10 protein-coding genes and 1 pseudogene are annotated in these 14,482 nt (G+C 41.8%); 6 read left to right on the top strand and 5 right to left on the bottom strand.

Annotation, left to right across the window (positions count from 1 at the left end; genetic code table 11):
• Positions 1-105: 105 nt before the first annotated feature.
• Genes nadA through nadB form a run of 3 tightly spaced genes read right to left on the bottom strand, consistent with a single transcriptional unit; the run spans position 106 to position 3,576 of the window.
• Positions 106-1,215, bottom strand: coding sequence for a quinolinate synthase NadA (gene nadA, locus ACJROX_RS05365; protein ID WP_408009731.1), 1,110 nt, complete (start codon positions 1,213-1,215; stop codon positions 106-108).
• A gap of 2 nt (positions 1,216-1,217) precedes the next feature.
• A complete protein-coding gene (nadC, locus tag ACJROX_RS05360) occupies positions 1,218-2,054 on the bottom strand; it encodes a carboxylating nicotinate-nucleotide diphosphorylase (protein WP_408009730.1) in 837 nt (278 codons plus the stop codon).
• Positions 2,023-3,576, bottom strand: coding sequence for an L-aspartate oxidase (gene nadB / locus ACJROX_RS05355; RefSeq protein ID WP_408009729.1), 1,554 nt, complete (start codon positions 3,574-3,576; stop codon positions 2,023-2,025). The genes nadC and nadB overlap by 32 nt, the downstream gene beginning before the upstream one ends.
• Before the next feature lie 108 nt (positions 3,577-3,684).
• Here nadB and ACJROX_RS05350 point away from each other — a divergent pair, with 108 nt between their 5' ends.
• Positions 3,685-4,839, top strand: coding sequence for an IscS subfamily cysteine desulfurase (locus ACJROX_RS05350; RefSeq protein WP_408009728.1), 1,155 nt, complete (start codon positions 3,685-3,687; stop codon positions 4,837-4,839).
• Positions 4,840-5,010: 171 nt separating this feature from the next.
• Here the strand turns inward: ACJROX_RS05350 and ACJROX_RS05345 are convergent, their stop codons facing one another.
• Positions 5,011-6,975: a phospholipase D-like domain-containing protein gene (locus ACJROX_RS05345; RefSeq protein ID WP_408009726.1), complete on the bottom strand. Its 1,965-nt coding sequence runs from the start codon at positions 6,973-6,975 to the stop codon at positions 5,011-5,013.
• 166 nt (positions 6,976-7,141) lie between these two features.
• Here ACJROX_RS05345 and ACJROX_RS05340 point away from each other — a divergent pair, with 166 nt between their 5' ends.
• Complete coding sequence (locus tag ACJROX_RS05340) at positions 7,142-7,936, top strand: sulfotransferase domain-containing protein (RefSeq protein WP_408009725.1); 795 nt, start codon at positions 7,142-7,144, stop codon at positions 7,934-7,936.
• A gap of 89 nt (positions 7,937-8,025) precedes the next feature.
• Here the strand turns inward: ACJROX_RS05340 and ACJROX_RS05335 are convergent, their stop codons facing one another.
• Positions 8,026-8,331 (bottom strand): hypothetical protein, encoded by a 306-nt coding sequence (locus ACJROX_RS05335; RefSeq protein WP_408009724.1) that lies wholly within the window; start codon positions 8,329-8,331, stop codon positions 8,026-8,028.
• Between the two features lie 303 nt (positions 8,332-8,634).
• Between ACJROX_RS05335 and ytvI the strand changes: the two genes are divergently transcribed.
• From ytvI to ACJROX_RS05315, 4 genes and pseudogenes are all read left to right on the top strand, one after another.
• Positions 8,635-9,666 carry a sporulation integral membrane protein YtvI gene (ytvI, locus tag ACJROX_RS05330; RefSeq protein WP_408009723.1) on the top strand — a complete coding sequence of 344 codons (1,032 nt, stop codon included), beginning with the start codon at positions 8,635-8,637 and terminating at the stop codon, positions 9,664-9,666.
• A 205-nt stretch (positions 9,667-9,871) separates the two neighbouring features.
• Complete coding sequence (locus tag ACJROX_RS05325; protein ID WP_408009722.1) at positions 9,872-12,064, top strand: PAS domain S-box protein; 2,193 nt, start codon at positions 9,872-9,874, stop codon at positions 12,062-12,064.
• Between the two features lie 271 nt (positions 12,065-12,335).
• Positions 12,336-13,915: pseudogene (locus ACJROX_RS05320) on the top strand (IS1182 family transposase).
• A gap of 129 nt (positions 13,916-14,044) precedes the next feature.
• The gene (locus ACJROX_RS05315) at positions 14,045-14,470 is read left to right on the top strand and encodes a MarR family winged helix-turn-helix transcriptional regulator (protein WP_408009721.1); all 426 of its coding nucleotides are present in this window, start codon (positions 14,045-14,047) and stop codon (positions 14,468-14,470) included.
• Positions 14,471-14,482 lie beyond the last annotated feature (12 nt).

Genomic DNA, 14,482 nt, shown 5'->3' with positions numbered 1-14,482 from the left:
AAAAATGCGGCCCGATCACACAACATGAGATATAAACGGATGATTAATGAGCTTATGTTGTAGTGGCCGGGAACCCCATCTTTTAGAGGAGTCAGCCTATTTACATTATATGGATTTATCCAACATTCGTTCGAGGGCAATTTTTGCAAAATTTGTAGTTTCCTTATCAACCTTGATCTGGTTGATCACTTCGCCTTCTCTAATTGATTCCAATGCCCATAACAAATGGGGAAGGTCGATCCGGTTCATTGTCAGGCACGGACACATATTCGGATTCAATGAAACAATTTTTTTGTCAGGATGGGTTTGGATCAGACGATTGACCAAATTCATTTCTGTACCGATCGCCCATGAGGAACCTGCTGGTGCATGTTCAATCGTATTGATGATTTTTTTGGTTGATCCATTGATATCCGATGCTTGAACGACATCAAACGTACACTCAGGATGGACAAGCACAGTAACATCCGGCATCTCCTTTCGGACTTGCTTGATGTTTTCCATCGTGAATTTTTCATGGACGGAGCAATGACCTTTCCATAAGATTACACGTACATCATCAATAAGTGAATCACACTCCAAAACGTTGGAAATCGGATCCCATACTGCCATCTGCTCAAGTGGTACACCTAAGTCATAAGCAGTGTTCCTGCCTAGATGCTGATCCGGTAAAAACAGGATGCGTTCCTTCTGGGTCAACGCCCACTCAACCATTGCTTTCGCATTAGAAGAGGTCACTGTCGCACCCCCATTTTTACCAACAAAGCTTTTTATGCTCGCGGTGGAATTGACATAGGTCAGCGGGATGATCGTATCCCCGAACGTTTCCTGTAGAATCTCCCACGCTTTTTCAGTTTGATAGATATCCGCCATATCCGCCATTGAACAACCTGCCCTCATGTCAGGGAGCACGACAATTTGTTCATCACTCGATAAAATATCAGCCGTCTCCGCCATGAAATGGACACCGCAAAAGACAATGTATTTCGCTTGTTCGTTTTCAGCGGAAAGCTGGGCAAGCTTCAAAGAATCACCCGTATCATCTGCAAACTGGATGACTTCATCCTTTTGATAATGGTGACCTGGAAGATACAATTCCGGACCCATCTGTTCCTTGATGGCTCGAATCCGTGTAACCATTTCAGATTCACTCATATGACGGTAATGTTCCGGTAAACCTGTGTTCTTTTTTTGCAAAATATCTAATACGCCCATCTTTAGTCGACCTCCAATTCGAGACTGATGTCCAGTCCTCTTGCTGAATGTGTCAATGCACCTAATGAAATGAATTGTACACCGCAATCCTTATAGGCAGCTAATGTATCGAGGGTGATCCCTCCTGATGCTTCAGTAGCGATATGCTCGGGTACCAGTCCCACCATCTCTTTGATCTCATGCGGGGACCTGTTATCGAACATGATGATATCCGCTTTCGCCTCCACGGCAGCCTTCACTTGTTCCACTGATTCTGTTTCCACTTCGATTTTCGTCATCGGACCGAGTGCCGCTCGAACATGTTGAACTGCATTCTCGATACTTCCGAACATTGCGATATGGTTATCTTTGATCATAACGCCGCTATCAAGAGTCAACCTGTGATTCACGCCACCACCGGAACGAACCGCATATTTTTCAAACATCCGCAGACCTGGTGTCGTTTTACGGGTATCACAGATTTTGGGGCCAGAGCCGCCCAGGAGTCTTACAGCATCGCTCGTCATCGTTGCAATCCCTGACATCCGTTGGATCAGATTGAGGATCACCCGCTCCCCTTCAAGAATCGATACGACAGGTCCGGAGATAGTGGCGATTGTTTCTCCTTTCGTCAACTCCGATCCATTATGCACATGGAGCTCAACTTTTATTTGTTCTGAAATCAGATTAAAACCTTCCCGAACAATCTGCTCTCCTGAAAAAACACCGTCTTCCTTCATGAATAACCGCCCTGTCCCCAATCGATCAGGTTGGAACAATAACTGGCTTGTAAGGTCGGCTGTAGCAATATCCTCTATGAAAAACCTTTCAAGCTCCTGCCGTACTTTTAACCGATTCATAGCATTCTTTCCTCCTCTTCACTCTGCGTTGCTGCCATTTTTCCCGCTGATATGGATGATCTGTACGATAATGGCTTCCGCGGCTTTCCGTTCGTTGTAAAGCTGATCCTGCAACCAGCCATCCTACTAAAATCTGATTGCGTTTCTTTATTTCTCCTAAACTAGGAAACTCGTGTATTACAGTCGTATCTATATATCGTTCAAACCATCGGAGAGCCTGGTTTAAACCATGTTCATCCCGTTCAATTCCGATATGGTTGTTCATTATTTCATGTATTTCTTCATACGTCGGGGAATCAGCTAGTATCTCAATTCCTTCCCACTCTAATCCTGAAATCAGCGCGATGTCAGTTTCAGATCGTATCGAATGTGCTAACCTATTTGCGAAGACAACCCCTTCCAATAAGGAATTGCTTGCGAGTCTATTAGCCCCGTGTACACCCGTATTCGCCACCTCGCCAACAGCATACAAGCCAGCGATTGAGGTACGGCCATCTACATCTGTTTCAACGCCCCCCATCGTAAAATGGGCACCAGGTGCGACCAGGATCAATCCTTTTTCTATGGAAACACCATTTTCTTTACATAAACGTGTAACCGTCGGAAAGCGTTTTTGAAAATCATTGATGCTTCGGATATCAAGAAAGGTTTTATTGCCAGCCATTCGCGCGCGGTAAAGGACACGGGAAACGACATCCCGTGGGGCTAAATCCTCTAAAGGATGCTCGTGTTTCATAAGTCGGTTGCCGTATTCGTCTACCAATACAGCCCCTTCACCCCGAATCGCTTCTGTAACAAGGCCAACACTCTTTCCTTCCTCATTCACTAACAATGTCGGATGGAATTGGATGAATTCCAGATCCGTAAGTTCTGCACCTGCAACATAGGCGAGTGCCAACCCATCACCTGTAATGGTCGACGCATTTGAGTTCAGAGGATACAGTCCTGATAGACCACCTGTTGCCAAGACGACAGCCTGGGCATAGGTTGCAGTCATATTCCCATACTCATCCATGCTCCAAACACCTACACAACGGTTGTTTTTGACGATCAGCTTTATAGCTGTCTCCCCTTCGACAACAAGATCCTTTTCTATGATTCTCTTTTTTACAGTGTCAATCAAATGTTTCCCTGTCGAATCACCGCCGATATGAAGAATTCGGGCACGGTTATGGGCCCCTTCTTTTCCGTATTGGTAAGTTCCGTTTGATTGGCGATCGAATTGGACACCGAGCTCCACAAGCTTCTGAATCATCTCAGGGCCATCTGTTACAAGTTGTCTTGTCGCAGCTGATTCGTTATGGAAGCAACCAGCCTGTAACGTATCAAGAAAGTGATCATACCAGTCATCCGTTTCCTGCATCGCAGTCGCTATCCCACCTTGTGCTAAATAGGAATTGCTATCCTCGACCCTTTTCTTTGTGAAAATCATCACATTCTTTCGCGAAGAAAGAAGCTCTGCAGTCATTAACCCAGAGAGTCCACTTCCGATGATTAGGACATCCGTTTTTCGTGTTTTCATAAAAGGACCTCCCGACTGATTAGACATCAGATTTATTTACATGTGTCTTGACACCTATATTTACATAAAATTAAACTTATAGCAAGAGGTTTTCTTAGGAGGTTACCTATGATTTATTTAGATCATGCTGCTACGACACCTATGTCTGAAACAGCCATACGTGTATATTCTAAAGTTTCTAGACGATATTACGGGAATTCATCCAGTCTGCACGACGTAGGAAGTGACGCCGAGTCATTACTCGAAGAATCCCGCAGGCAACTCGCAACCTACTTCAATGGAAATCCAGAAGGGGTTTATTTTACAAGTGGTGGTTCGGAAAGCAATCATCTTGCCATTGTCTCGATGGCACGCGGCAATGCATCCAAGGGCAAGCACTTGATTACGACTGAGACAGAACACGCGTCGATCGCCAATACCTTTTTACTTTTAGAGAATGAAGGATTTCGGGTTACGAAAATACCTGTCGATTCAACTGGTACCGTAGAGGTTGCTGCTGTCAGAGAGGCTTTGGAGGAAGATACGATCCTTGTGAGTATCGGACACGCCAACAGCGAAATCGGAACTGTGCAACCGTTGAAAGAAATCGGACTGCTTTTAAAAGAACGCGGGGTCCTGTTCCATAGTGATTGTGTTCAAACTTTCGGGAAAATCCCTATTGATGTGAAAGGTATCGGTTTAGACAGCTTATCCATATCCAGCCACAAAGTGTATGGACCGAAAGGGGTCGGTGCGTGTTATATTGCCCCGAATGTCTCTTGGTGTGCATCCATTCCAGGTTCCTCCCACGAAAATGGGTTCCGTTCAGGTACTGTAAATGTGCCGGGAAATGCTGCCTTCGTTACAGCCGCCGAGGAAATGATAGATAGCATGGCACACTATGAAAGACACTTCCGTATGTTGAGGAACAACTTCGTGGACTTCGCAAAATCTGATGATCGGATCGTTATTGAAGGACATCCGGCTGAGCATCTCCCTGCAATTATCGGTTTCCGGGTAAAGGGTTTGGAAGGACAATATGTGATGCTTGAGCTTAACCGGAAAGGATTCGCAGTCTCGACTGGATCCGCATGCTCGGTCGGTAAACAATCACCTTCAAAAACCATGCTTTCACTCGGCCGATCACCAGAAGAAGCGAGAGAACTCGTCCGTATTTCGTTTGGAAAATCGACATCAAAAAAAGAGGTTGAAGCCTTGATCCAGGCACTTGAGGGGATCCTTGCAAGTATGGACACAGCAAAGTCTGTTCAAGCGGGGTTGTGAAGAATGTCGTGATTCCTAGAAAATTCGAGTGGAATCCCAGAATTTCTTCACCTAATCCTAGAAATTCCTGAGGTAATCCTAGAAAAACACGATACAATCCTAGAAAATAGTAAGAACATACCATAAAGAGGCTTCCAAAGGATGTATGTCCTTTGGAAGCCTCTTCTTTCATCACTGAACAGGAATCGTTCCGCCCGCTTGTGAATAACGTGCATAGAATTCTTGCAAGAACTGGTTTGCAATTAAAGAATCATGGATGATGAGCATGTTTTCATCATTGATATCATTGCCGTTCGTACTCCAGTTTGTCGAGCCCACCACTACAGTCGGATCGCTTGATGAGTCTGCATCAACCAACATCGTTTTGCTATGAAGCTTACGCGTTTCCGCATCAATATAGACTGGAGCAGGGTTCGCCCAGCGGATATTCGGGTTATTCTTGCTTGTTTGTGAAGCCGTTCGTCCTGTCATCTCAATGCTTGCGGACCACCATTGGTTCCAGAAGCTGCTATCGAAAACGCCCCTTACATCAAATCCTGTCAATGCTCCTTCTAGATCGTTATAGGATCCTTCCCACTTGTATTTCAGTTCATCTACCAGGGTTTGATCCGACCATGCAAAAATCGTGAAATAGGCACTGAGATCCGCTTCATTTTTAACAAGCTCGCTCATTTTTCCGATTGCATCATCTCCGGAAGAAAAAAAGATTTCCACTGTTTTTCCACCAATCGTGACCTCATGTGGGGTATTATCTGTTTTACGCGGACCGAGATTAGCCTCTTGGGGAGAAGGGTTCATTGTGGAACTCCCCCACATTTCATTGAATTCAGTTTCATAAATAGAAGCCAGCTCAGGGGAATGTGCTTCTATAACATGCTGTTGGTTTCCATCAAGCACACCGTTCGCCATGTTCTCCTCAGATCCGTAAAGCCCTGTTACTGTAAAATTCCAGCTGCCAGTAAAGACCCAACGATCATCGATGACCGCGAATTTGTTGTGCATTTGGTTACCAGGTGAGTAATATGTTCCGTCCGTCTTTTGTTCACCCTCGACGAATAGGTAGCCTGAAGTCTCAGTGGTCCCGACTGTCGTGGTTACAAAAGGATAATCATCTGGTGAACCTGGTAAACCGAATTCACTTCGTTTCGATTGGTCCTCTACCGCAAACATCGGTGAATCTGAAAAAATCGAAATATCATCGGCTGTACCGACTTCCAAATCGTTTCCACGAGCCATTTTCTCTAAATAAAGACGCATCGTTTCAAACCGTTCCGCGTAGTGCGGATCATCAGCATCCTTAGAGTCCGCTAGAACTCTTACGTCAATGCCTTCAGCAGCCTTGTTGATCAAAGCATCTACGATTTTCGGCAGATTGATTTCATATGTAGCAAAATCTACGCTTGTCGTGGCTTGGTTTATTCGGTTGATCAACCGTTCCTCAAGGTTCACATTATAGTTCGCCTTATTTCCACTGGCGCTAGCATATTCAGCTAAAGCACACTTGTTAAAATACACATTGATCGACCCGATGGTTTCCGATACATTATTCAACTGCTCCGTATCAGTATCACAAGACGTCGAAGTATTTTCTACTCCTGAAGCAGGGGTTCCGTAACCTACACTATATGTAGCTGTCGCTGTCGTCCAATTGGAAGCTATCGTTCCACTTTCTGATGCATCAACCCGTTCCATCGTCGCTTTGGTATTATTGTCCCCTGCATACCACTCATCAACTGAATCGACGGAAACACCGCTGTTATCCTTCAATTCCAATCCTTCATCACTGTTACTGAGTGCACCGCTGTAGATGAGATCAGCTTCCACATCAGGTACAGTATCGTCATCTGTCCGCTCTAAAAGGTAATAGCCGTTAGCAGGGATGGTACCCGATAGGGAAATGGATGGTGTTCCATCAACAGCATCCAAGGTCCATCCATCAAGGGAAATATCATTCATGGTCGGATTATACAATTCGATCCATTCATCATGGTAATTTTCTGTCGTTCCCATCCAGGCGACTTCATTGATTACCACATCCCCAGTTGTCGCAGCTTCTGCTTTTTGTCCTCCTGAAATTGGATTCAGGAAGGAAACTGTGAGCGCTATCATTATAACTGCTTGTAACCATCTCTTCATCTCTCATTGCCCCATTTCGATATATTTTTATATTGAAAGATTACGATTCTATCAAAAACAAAATCCATGGATGGCACAACCATATTTCATAAACTTTATGTAAAGATAGGCCATATCTCTTAGATGGTTGTCCAAACACGTTTAACAACTGCGCCATATAATATATATGACTATTGATCCGGAAGAAGGGCACAATCGTATGGGACATCATGGAAATAAACAGATACAACCTTTCTTTGCTAATTCCATCGCAAAGAGTGGTACACACTTGTTAAGGCCATTATTAGAGGGTATTCCTTCCTTGAATCATCATACTTTCATTTACCCTGGGCTACTCCACCAATTAGAGGAACATAGGAGGATTCTGTCTTCGATGCCTGCTAACCATTTCGCTAATGGGCATCTGCACTATTCACCGCAATATGCGGAACTTTTCAAGAAACTCAATATGAAGCAGATTTTTTTATACCGTGATCCGCGAGACATTGTCGTTTCTTATGCCTATTTTTTCATGAAGTTCAAAGGACATCCTTATGAGCGTTACTTCACCGAAAATAATATGAACATCAGAGATAGATGCTTAGCAATGACCACTGGTTTCAATACCGAATACACACACCGTTCGAACATCAATATGTTCTATCAAAATTTCTTAGGCTGGATGTCTGAGACGAATATTATTCTTGTTCCTTATGAAAGTCTTGTCCATTCTAAAGAATCGCAAAGAAATGAACTCAGGAAAATCCTCCGATTCTTAGAGATTGAAAAAAAGCCGATGAAAATCGAGGCGATCGTCGATAGGATGCAAGCCAATGTAGATCCAGGCAAATCTCCTACATTCCGTAAAGGGCAAGCTGGTAATTGGCAGCTGATATTTGATGAGGAAATGAAAAAACAATTCAAGGCTATTGCCGGTGACCTTTTGATCAAGTTGGGTTATGAAAAAAATAATGATTGGTAGATCACATACTATTTTCGAGTAACCTTTACTAATTAATATCTTATATGTAAAAAAGCCTCTCTGAAGGCTCCTTCAAAGAGGTCTATTCCCTAGCAAGTTCTATTTGGTTGTTCAGTTAATAAAAATAAGGTCTTTTTCAAATAAAAATACACATTCTGGAGCTTTAAGGTCGTCCCCTCGATCCGGTCGACTTCTTTTTCTGTTGCGACTGTAATCGTGACCCTTGCTTCTCCATTCTTTTCAATCGTACCGTATAGCTCCTCTGTGGAAAAATATACGGTCTTTCCTTCCCTTACCTTTGAACATAAATCCTCGAATGATTGAATATAGGTTTTATTTTCGCTTTCTACTAATGTTTTGTTCATGTGAGCAAAACGTTCTAACCCAATGTTCAACATTCTCCCCCCTTCTTGCTATACTTGTAGAATAACAGAAATTAAGGTGTAATTATTGTATAAATGACATAAATCGCACAAAACCGCATAAATAGTTTTATAGGAACAGACCTTTTTATTCATATGGAATCGAAATACGCCTCGCTTACATAACTATATTCCTATAAAATACCTATTTAGAATCGTTCTTTGTATTAGAATTTTTTCAGAATAGCTGTTCTTTTCTCTTTTAAAAGGTATAATAATGATAATTTATATTAGACAGAAACGACAATGGGTTTTTGTCCTTAAGGAGACACAAAGTTGGAGTTGAAGAAATACATTCCGTTCCTATTACTTATCGGTGTCATTATTTTTCTAATCCCATATAGTATTCCGCTCGTGTTAGCTCTATTGACAGCTGTTATGCTTGAGCCTTTTGTAAAACTGTTGATACGGTCGTTTTCACTGAAACGGGTTTGGAGTGTAACCATTACATTTACACTGTTTCTTGCTTTGATGGCGCTCGGGACATACTGGGCAGTAACCACATTAGTTGTCCAGATCATTGAATTTACTGAACAACTTCCAGAATTCGCCCAATATATCTTTGAAAACGTTGAAAGCCTTATTTTCCAATTACAGCAGTATTATCAGGAAATTCCCCCTGAATACGTTTCTACGATTCAGGATGCTTTAAATGATCTAAGGCAATTTTCTGTTGACTTCCTATCCAATATCGCCAATGGCTTGGTCGGGTTTCTGACAGCTGTTCCAGTTCTTCTTATCAAAGGACTCATTTATCTGGTGAGTTTATTCTTGATCAGCTTGGACCTTCCAAGGATCCATGCTGGTTTTCTCAACATGTTTTCCGAACAAGCCAAAGAGAAAGTACAACTTGTGCTTCAACAGCTTTCATTTGCATTTATCGGTTTTCTTAGAGCTCAAGTGATCTTAAGTTTCCTTACATTCATCATTGCTTGGATCGGTCTTTTGATTTTAGATGTGAAATACGCCTTGATCTTTTCTCTTTTGATTGTGATTGTGGATATCCTTCCGATTCTAGGAACAGGTTCATTCCTTGTCCCCTGGGCGTTATACCATCTATATGTCGGGGATCAGCGGTTAGCGATCGGTTTGCTTGTCCTCTTCTTGTTGATTACGATTTTCAGAAGAATCATCGAACCGAAAATTCTGGGATCGAGCCTTGGAATCAGCGCTTTGGCAGCACTTGCCAGCCTATATATCGGGTTTGCCCTTTTAGGCATAGTCGGGTTGGTCATCGGCCCAGCGTTAGTCATCATCATCAAGTCCCTTGTTAAAGCGGGCTTCCTGAACGTTAAAATTGATTTTTAGGAGGTTGACCTCGAACGGTCGACCTCTTTTATATAGCCCAGTACTTTTTGCTCAAATATAGTTGAACGATGAAAAAGGTCCGTGTTTATGACGATGTTGTTAGTACAAGAGCCGAAATTAATGTCAAATTTAAGAAGGAATGTGTATCCATTAGAAGAATGCTTAATACTGATGACTTTTGTCGGTTGGTCAGGGGGTGTGTAAAGTGAAGCCATTTGAACATTCAATATTAGATAGTTATCCGGAGCCCTATATACTTCTGGTTTTTATAGATGAACAACAAGGACACCTCAATTATATCAATGAGGCTGCAAGAGATGTCCTCCAAATAGATAGAAGCTGTATCGGCCAGCATATTGAAAAGGTGTTCCTCAATGCGAAGATGTTGAGCGCTTCATGTAAGCAAGCAATGGAAGATGGTCAACCTGTGACCCTCGAACATTTTTCCATTTCACAACATGACCTTATGTTCGAAGCAGTAAGAATAACACCTTTAAGCCCCGAAAGCGGTGTTAAATATTGCGGGGTCATTTTAGATACCCCATACAAGGCGACGAAGATGATGACAGATGAACGGATGTTGCACTCTATTTTTCTCTCTTCTCCAAATGCAATCTTGATTCAGAATGTGGATGGAGAAGTGTACAACGTCAATCCGGCTTTTACGGAAATGTTCGGATGGAAAGATTATGAGTTGATCGGGAATTCGGTTTCACTATTTCCTTCTAGTTACGAAAAGGAATATGAAGAAATCGTACGCCAATTACGAAAAAACGATACATATCTAGTTACGAATACAAAACGAGTACATAAAAATGGAACCATTAAAGATGTGTCGATCTGTTATATGAACATTTATAATCACAGAAGGGAACGGATCGCTGTAGCTAGGTTATATATCGACATCTCCAAACAGATCCTGTTCCATGAAAAATACCTGGAACAACGGAACTCTTATCAACTGATCACTGAAAATATGAAAGACCTTGTCGCGATTGTCGATTTGTCTGGCAAATTCGTCTATACATCGCCTTCCCATCTGGATATCACAGGTTATCCTTCTGAATCCTATCTGAACATGAATGTTTTCAGACATATCCATCCTCAGGACAGGAGACATGTATTCAAGCAGATCCAACAATTGATCGAGGCAGGTCGTTCTGCAAAAGCCCAAATTCGCTATAAACACGCAAGTAAAGGGTACATTTGGATTGAATTGATTGCTTCACCATTGTATGAGAACCAGGCACCATATGAAAAGTTTGTTATCGTCGGACGTGATATCACCGATCGAAAACATTCAGAAGAGGCATTACGTGAAAGTGAAATGAAATACCGCCTGATACTTGAAAAGACTTCAGATTTCGTTGTCACCTTCAATCAACAAGGCGTTGTACAATTTGTATCCTCCTCATTGCAAAGCTGGATGAAAAACTCAACGATCACCAATATGTATGGGTTCATGGATGATTATGTAGTGGATGAAGAACAAGGATTAATGTATGATATCATCCATCAAGTTTTCAAAACTAAAAAAGCTGATCAGATCGCTTTCACAATTGATAAGGATGGGCACACTTATACTTTTGATGCAATTCTTACTCCGTTGATTTCGAACGAATACACGAGACATTCAGAGGATATGATTTTGCTTATCGCAAGGGATATTACGAAACGCCTCGAGGATGAGCATGTTTCCATGCAACTAGAGAAGATGTCGACGGTCGGTCAGCTTGCTGCCGGAATCGCCCACGAACTAAGGAATCCTTTAACGAGTGTGAAAGGTTTCATCCGTATGATCAAGGATGAAATTGACGATTCCCTTTTGACAAGCTATCTGGAGATCATCAGTGGCGAACTGGATAGCATCGAACGGATCGCAGATGAATTCATGGATCTAGCAAAACCTCATGTCATCAGCCTTGAGGAGACTGAATTACATGAAATTGTGGACAGCTGTGTGCGATTATTCGAAGGAACTGCCTTTTTACAAGGCATCAACATGGATGTTGAATACATAAATGAACAGAGAATCATGCTTAACTGTCAAAAGAATGCACTAAAACGAGTTTTCATCAACATTATGAAAAATGCAATGGAAGCTATGGAAAAAGACGGGGAATTGAATATAAAAATCCTCGCCAGAGATCCATACGTAGAACTTCTATTCATTGATTCAGGTAAAGGAATCGAAAAAGAACGACTGAAGTATATTGGTGAACCCTTCTACTCCACAAAAGAAAAAGGAATTGGTCTTGGCTTGATGATGAGCCGGAAAATCGTCCGTGAGCACGGAGGTAGACTTTCAATCGAGTCGGAATATAAGGAAGGCACAACCATTCGCATTGTTCTTCCACTTCTATCTTCAAAAACGACTGTTAAAACGTACAACCCTTAAAAAAACGGGGCTGTCCCAAAAGTCTACACAATAGACTTTTGTGGGCAGCCCCTCTCTTATGTATACAAAAAAATCGCCTGATTCGTTATAATGTAAGCGACCAAACCCACAATTAAACAAAATCGGAGGCGATTCTTTTGAGTAACTCTTCAGCTACTTTTATTGATTATAACATGGGACAATTGGTTCTACCAATGGATTACAGTGATTTAATTCCTGAATTTTCTTTTCTCACTTTCCAGGAGGTGGGCGCAGTTCCTATCATCCCAAAATGATGACAAAAGTGATCCTCTATGCCTATACTCAAAAGATCTATTCCTGCCGTGAAATCGCGAAGTCTCTTCGAGAACATCTTCCGATGATGTGGTTAGCCGGACAACAAACACCAGATTTTCGAACAATCAACCGTTTCCGTTCGGAACGGATGAAAGAAATGATCGAACCTCTATTTACAGAACTGATCAAGCTCTTATTAGATCGAAAATACATATCAATGGAAAATTACTTTTTGGATGGGACGAAGCTGGAAGCGAATGCGAATAAGTACACGTTTGTATGGAAAAAAGCAACGGATCGATACGAAGAAAAGCTTCAACAGAACATTCATCAAACCTTCCAATACATTGAAGACGCTATCCGTTTAGATGAAAAGATCCTCTCAGAGGAGGAAGAATCGGTTCAACGTGTGACTTCCGAACAGTTAGAAAAAGTCGTGCAACACGTGGAAAAGCAGGTCATCCAAGCCGAAACCGAAGCTGATGAGGAAAAAGATAAGGAAAAGAAAAAAGAGAAGAAATCCGTCCTCCGAGCCAAACGTAAAGTACATAAAAAGCTGAAGGAAGATTTTCTCCCGCGCCTTCAGAAGTATGAGACCCAACAAGCGACCTTTGGCGATCGAAACAGCTATTCGAAAACGGACACCGATGCCACGTTTATGCGAATGAAAGAAGATCACATGAAGAATGGTCAATTGAAACCTGGATATAACGTGCAAGCTGGGACCGAAAATCAATTTATCGTGGGATACTCAATCCATCAACGACCAACGGATACGCGTTGTTTTGAACCGCATATCGAAAAGCTGAAAGCTACAGGACTTCCGATCCCTACATATGTCGTCGCAGATGCTGGCTACGGAGGAGAGGCCAATTATGTGTATGCCGAGGAAGAAGAATTTAAGACCTTGATTCCTTACAATACGTTGCGAAAAGAACAATCTCGAGCTTATAAAAAAGATCCGCGTCACGTGAATAACTGGGCGTATTGTGCCGAAGACGATTATTATATTTGCCCCAACCAACGGAAAGTCCTATTCAAGCACTATTCTCAACGAACAGATAAATATGGATACACCAGAGATTTCAAGATATACGAATGTGAAGACTGTAGTGAATGTCCATTAAAGGAGAAACAAAAGCAAAAGGGAACCGGCAAGTCCATTTCAATCCTGTGTATGAGGAACTAAAAGAAAAAGCCAAGAAGAACCTTTGTTCTGACGAGGGCGCACAAATCTACGCACAACGGAAAGTTGAAGTAGAAAGTGTGTTTGGTCATATCAAGGGTAATCGATCGTTCCGCCGGTTTTCACTGAGAGGCCTTGAGAAAGTGAATATCGAATTCGGGCTGATCGCCATAGCCCACAACTTCTTAAAACAGGCGGAACAGAACCGCCTGTTTTCTAAACAAGATTCAAAAAAGAAAAAAGCCACAGAGAATTTTCATTTTCTCCATGGCTTTTTCTCATTTAAAAGGGCTTTTGAGACAGCCCCGTCATTTTATTTCTCACTGTTCGTTTCAAAATCAATAATGAATATCGCAGGGAAAGAAAGTCAAAGAGCCATATCTTTATAATCTTAACAGAGACTTTAGAAGACCAATAAAGATGTAACATTAAAGGTTAAGATTGACTTTTTAAATAATGAGCGTATAATAAACTTGGTTAATAGTTAACTAAGTTAAATATATGCGTGGTGAAACTAGATGAATGAACGTGAAAAATTGATTTATGCACTGGAAAAGTCCTTTCGAAAACTGTTAAGGGCTCATCGAAAAAATATGACTGCACGTCTAGGTAGTGATCTCACAGCAAGTGAATTCATGTTTCTTCAGTACTTGTATGAGTCAGGTCCTTCCAAAGTATCTGACTTGGCCGAAGAATTCCAAGTCAATTTAAGTCATGTGACGAATGTGACAGATAAACTGGATTCCAAAAATCTGATTACCAGAATTAGATCGAGGAGTGACAGAAGAATTGTTGAACTGCAAATGACAGCTGAGGGGTCGAAAGTTTTAGAAAAAGTCAGAAGAAAGCGCAATACTTATTTCAAAAATCGTTTTAAAGATTTGGATGATGATGAAATCAACCAAATGATCAACTTTTTTTCAAAATTAAAGAAAGCTCAGTAATCATTTTTATTG

The sequence above is a fragment of the Pseudalkalibacillus sp. A8 genome, assembly GCF_045920555.1.
Taxonomy (GTDB): Bacteria; Bacillota; Bacilli; order Bacillales; family Fictibacillaceae; genus Pseudalkalibacillus.
This window is presented reverse-complemented; position numbering and strand designations above follow the sequence as displayed.

Bases quoted from the DNA above. Each gene is read 5' to 3' on its own strand.
- nadA (WP_408009731.1), bottom strand. From the start codon at position 1,215: ATGGGCGTATTAGATATTTTGCAAAAAAAGAACACAGGTTTACCGGAA.
- nadC (WP_408009730.1), bottom strand. From the start codon at position 2,054: ATGAATCGGTTAAAAGTACGGCAGGAGCTTGAAAGGTTTTTCATAGAG.
- nadB (WP_408009729.1), bottom strand. From the start codon at position 3,576: ATGAAAACACGAAAAACGGATGTCCTAATCATCGGAAGTGGACTCTCT.
- ACJROX_RS05350 (WP_408009728.1), top strand. From the start codon at position 3,685: ATGATTTATTTAGATCATGCTGCTACGACACCTATGTCTGAAACAGCC.
- ACJROX_RS05345 (WP_408009726.1), bottom strand. From the start codon at position 6,975: ATGAAGAGATGGTTACAAGCAGTTATAATGATAGCGCTCACAGTTTCC.
- ACJROX_RS05340 (WP_408009725.1), top strand. From the start codon at position 7,142: ATGACTATTGATCCGGAAGAAGGGCACAATCGTATGGGACATCATGGA.
- ACJROX_RS05315 (WP_408009721.1), top strand. From the start codon at position 14,045: ATGAATGAACGTGAAAAATTGATTTATGCACTGGAAAAGTCCTTTCGA.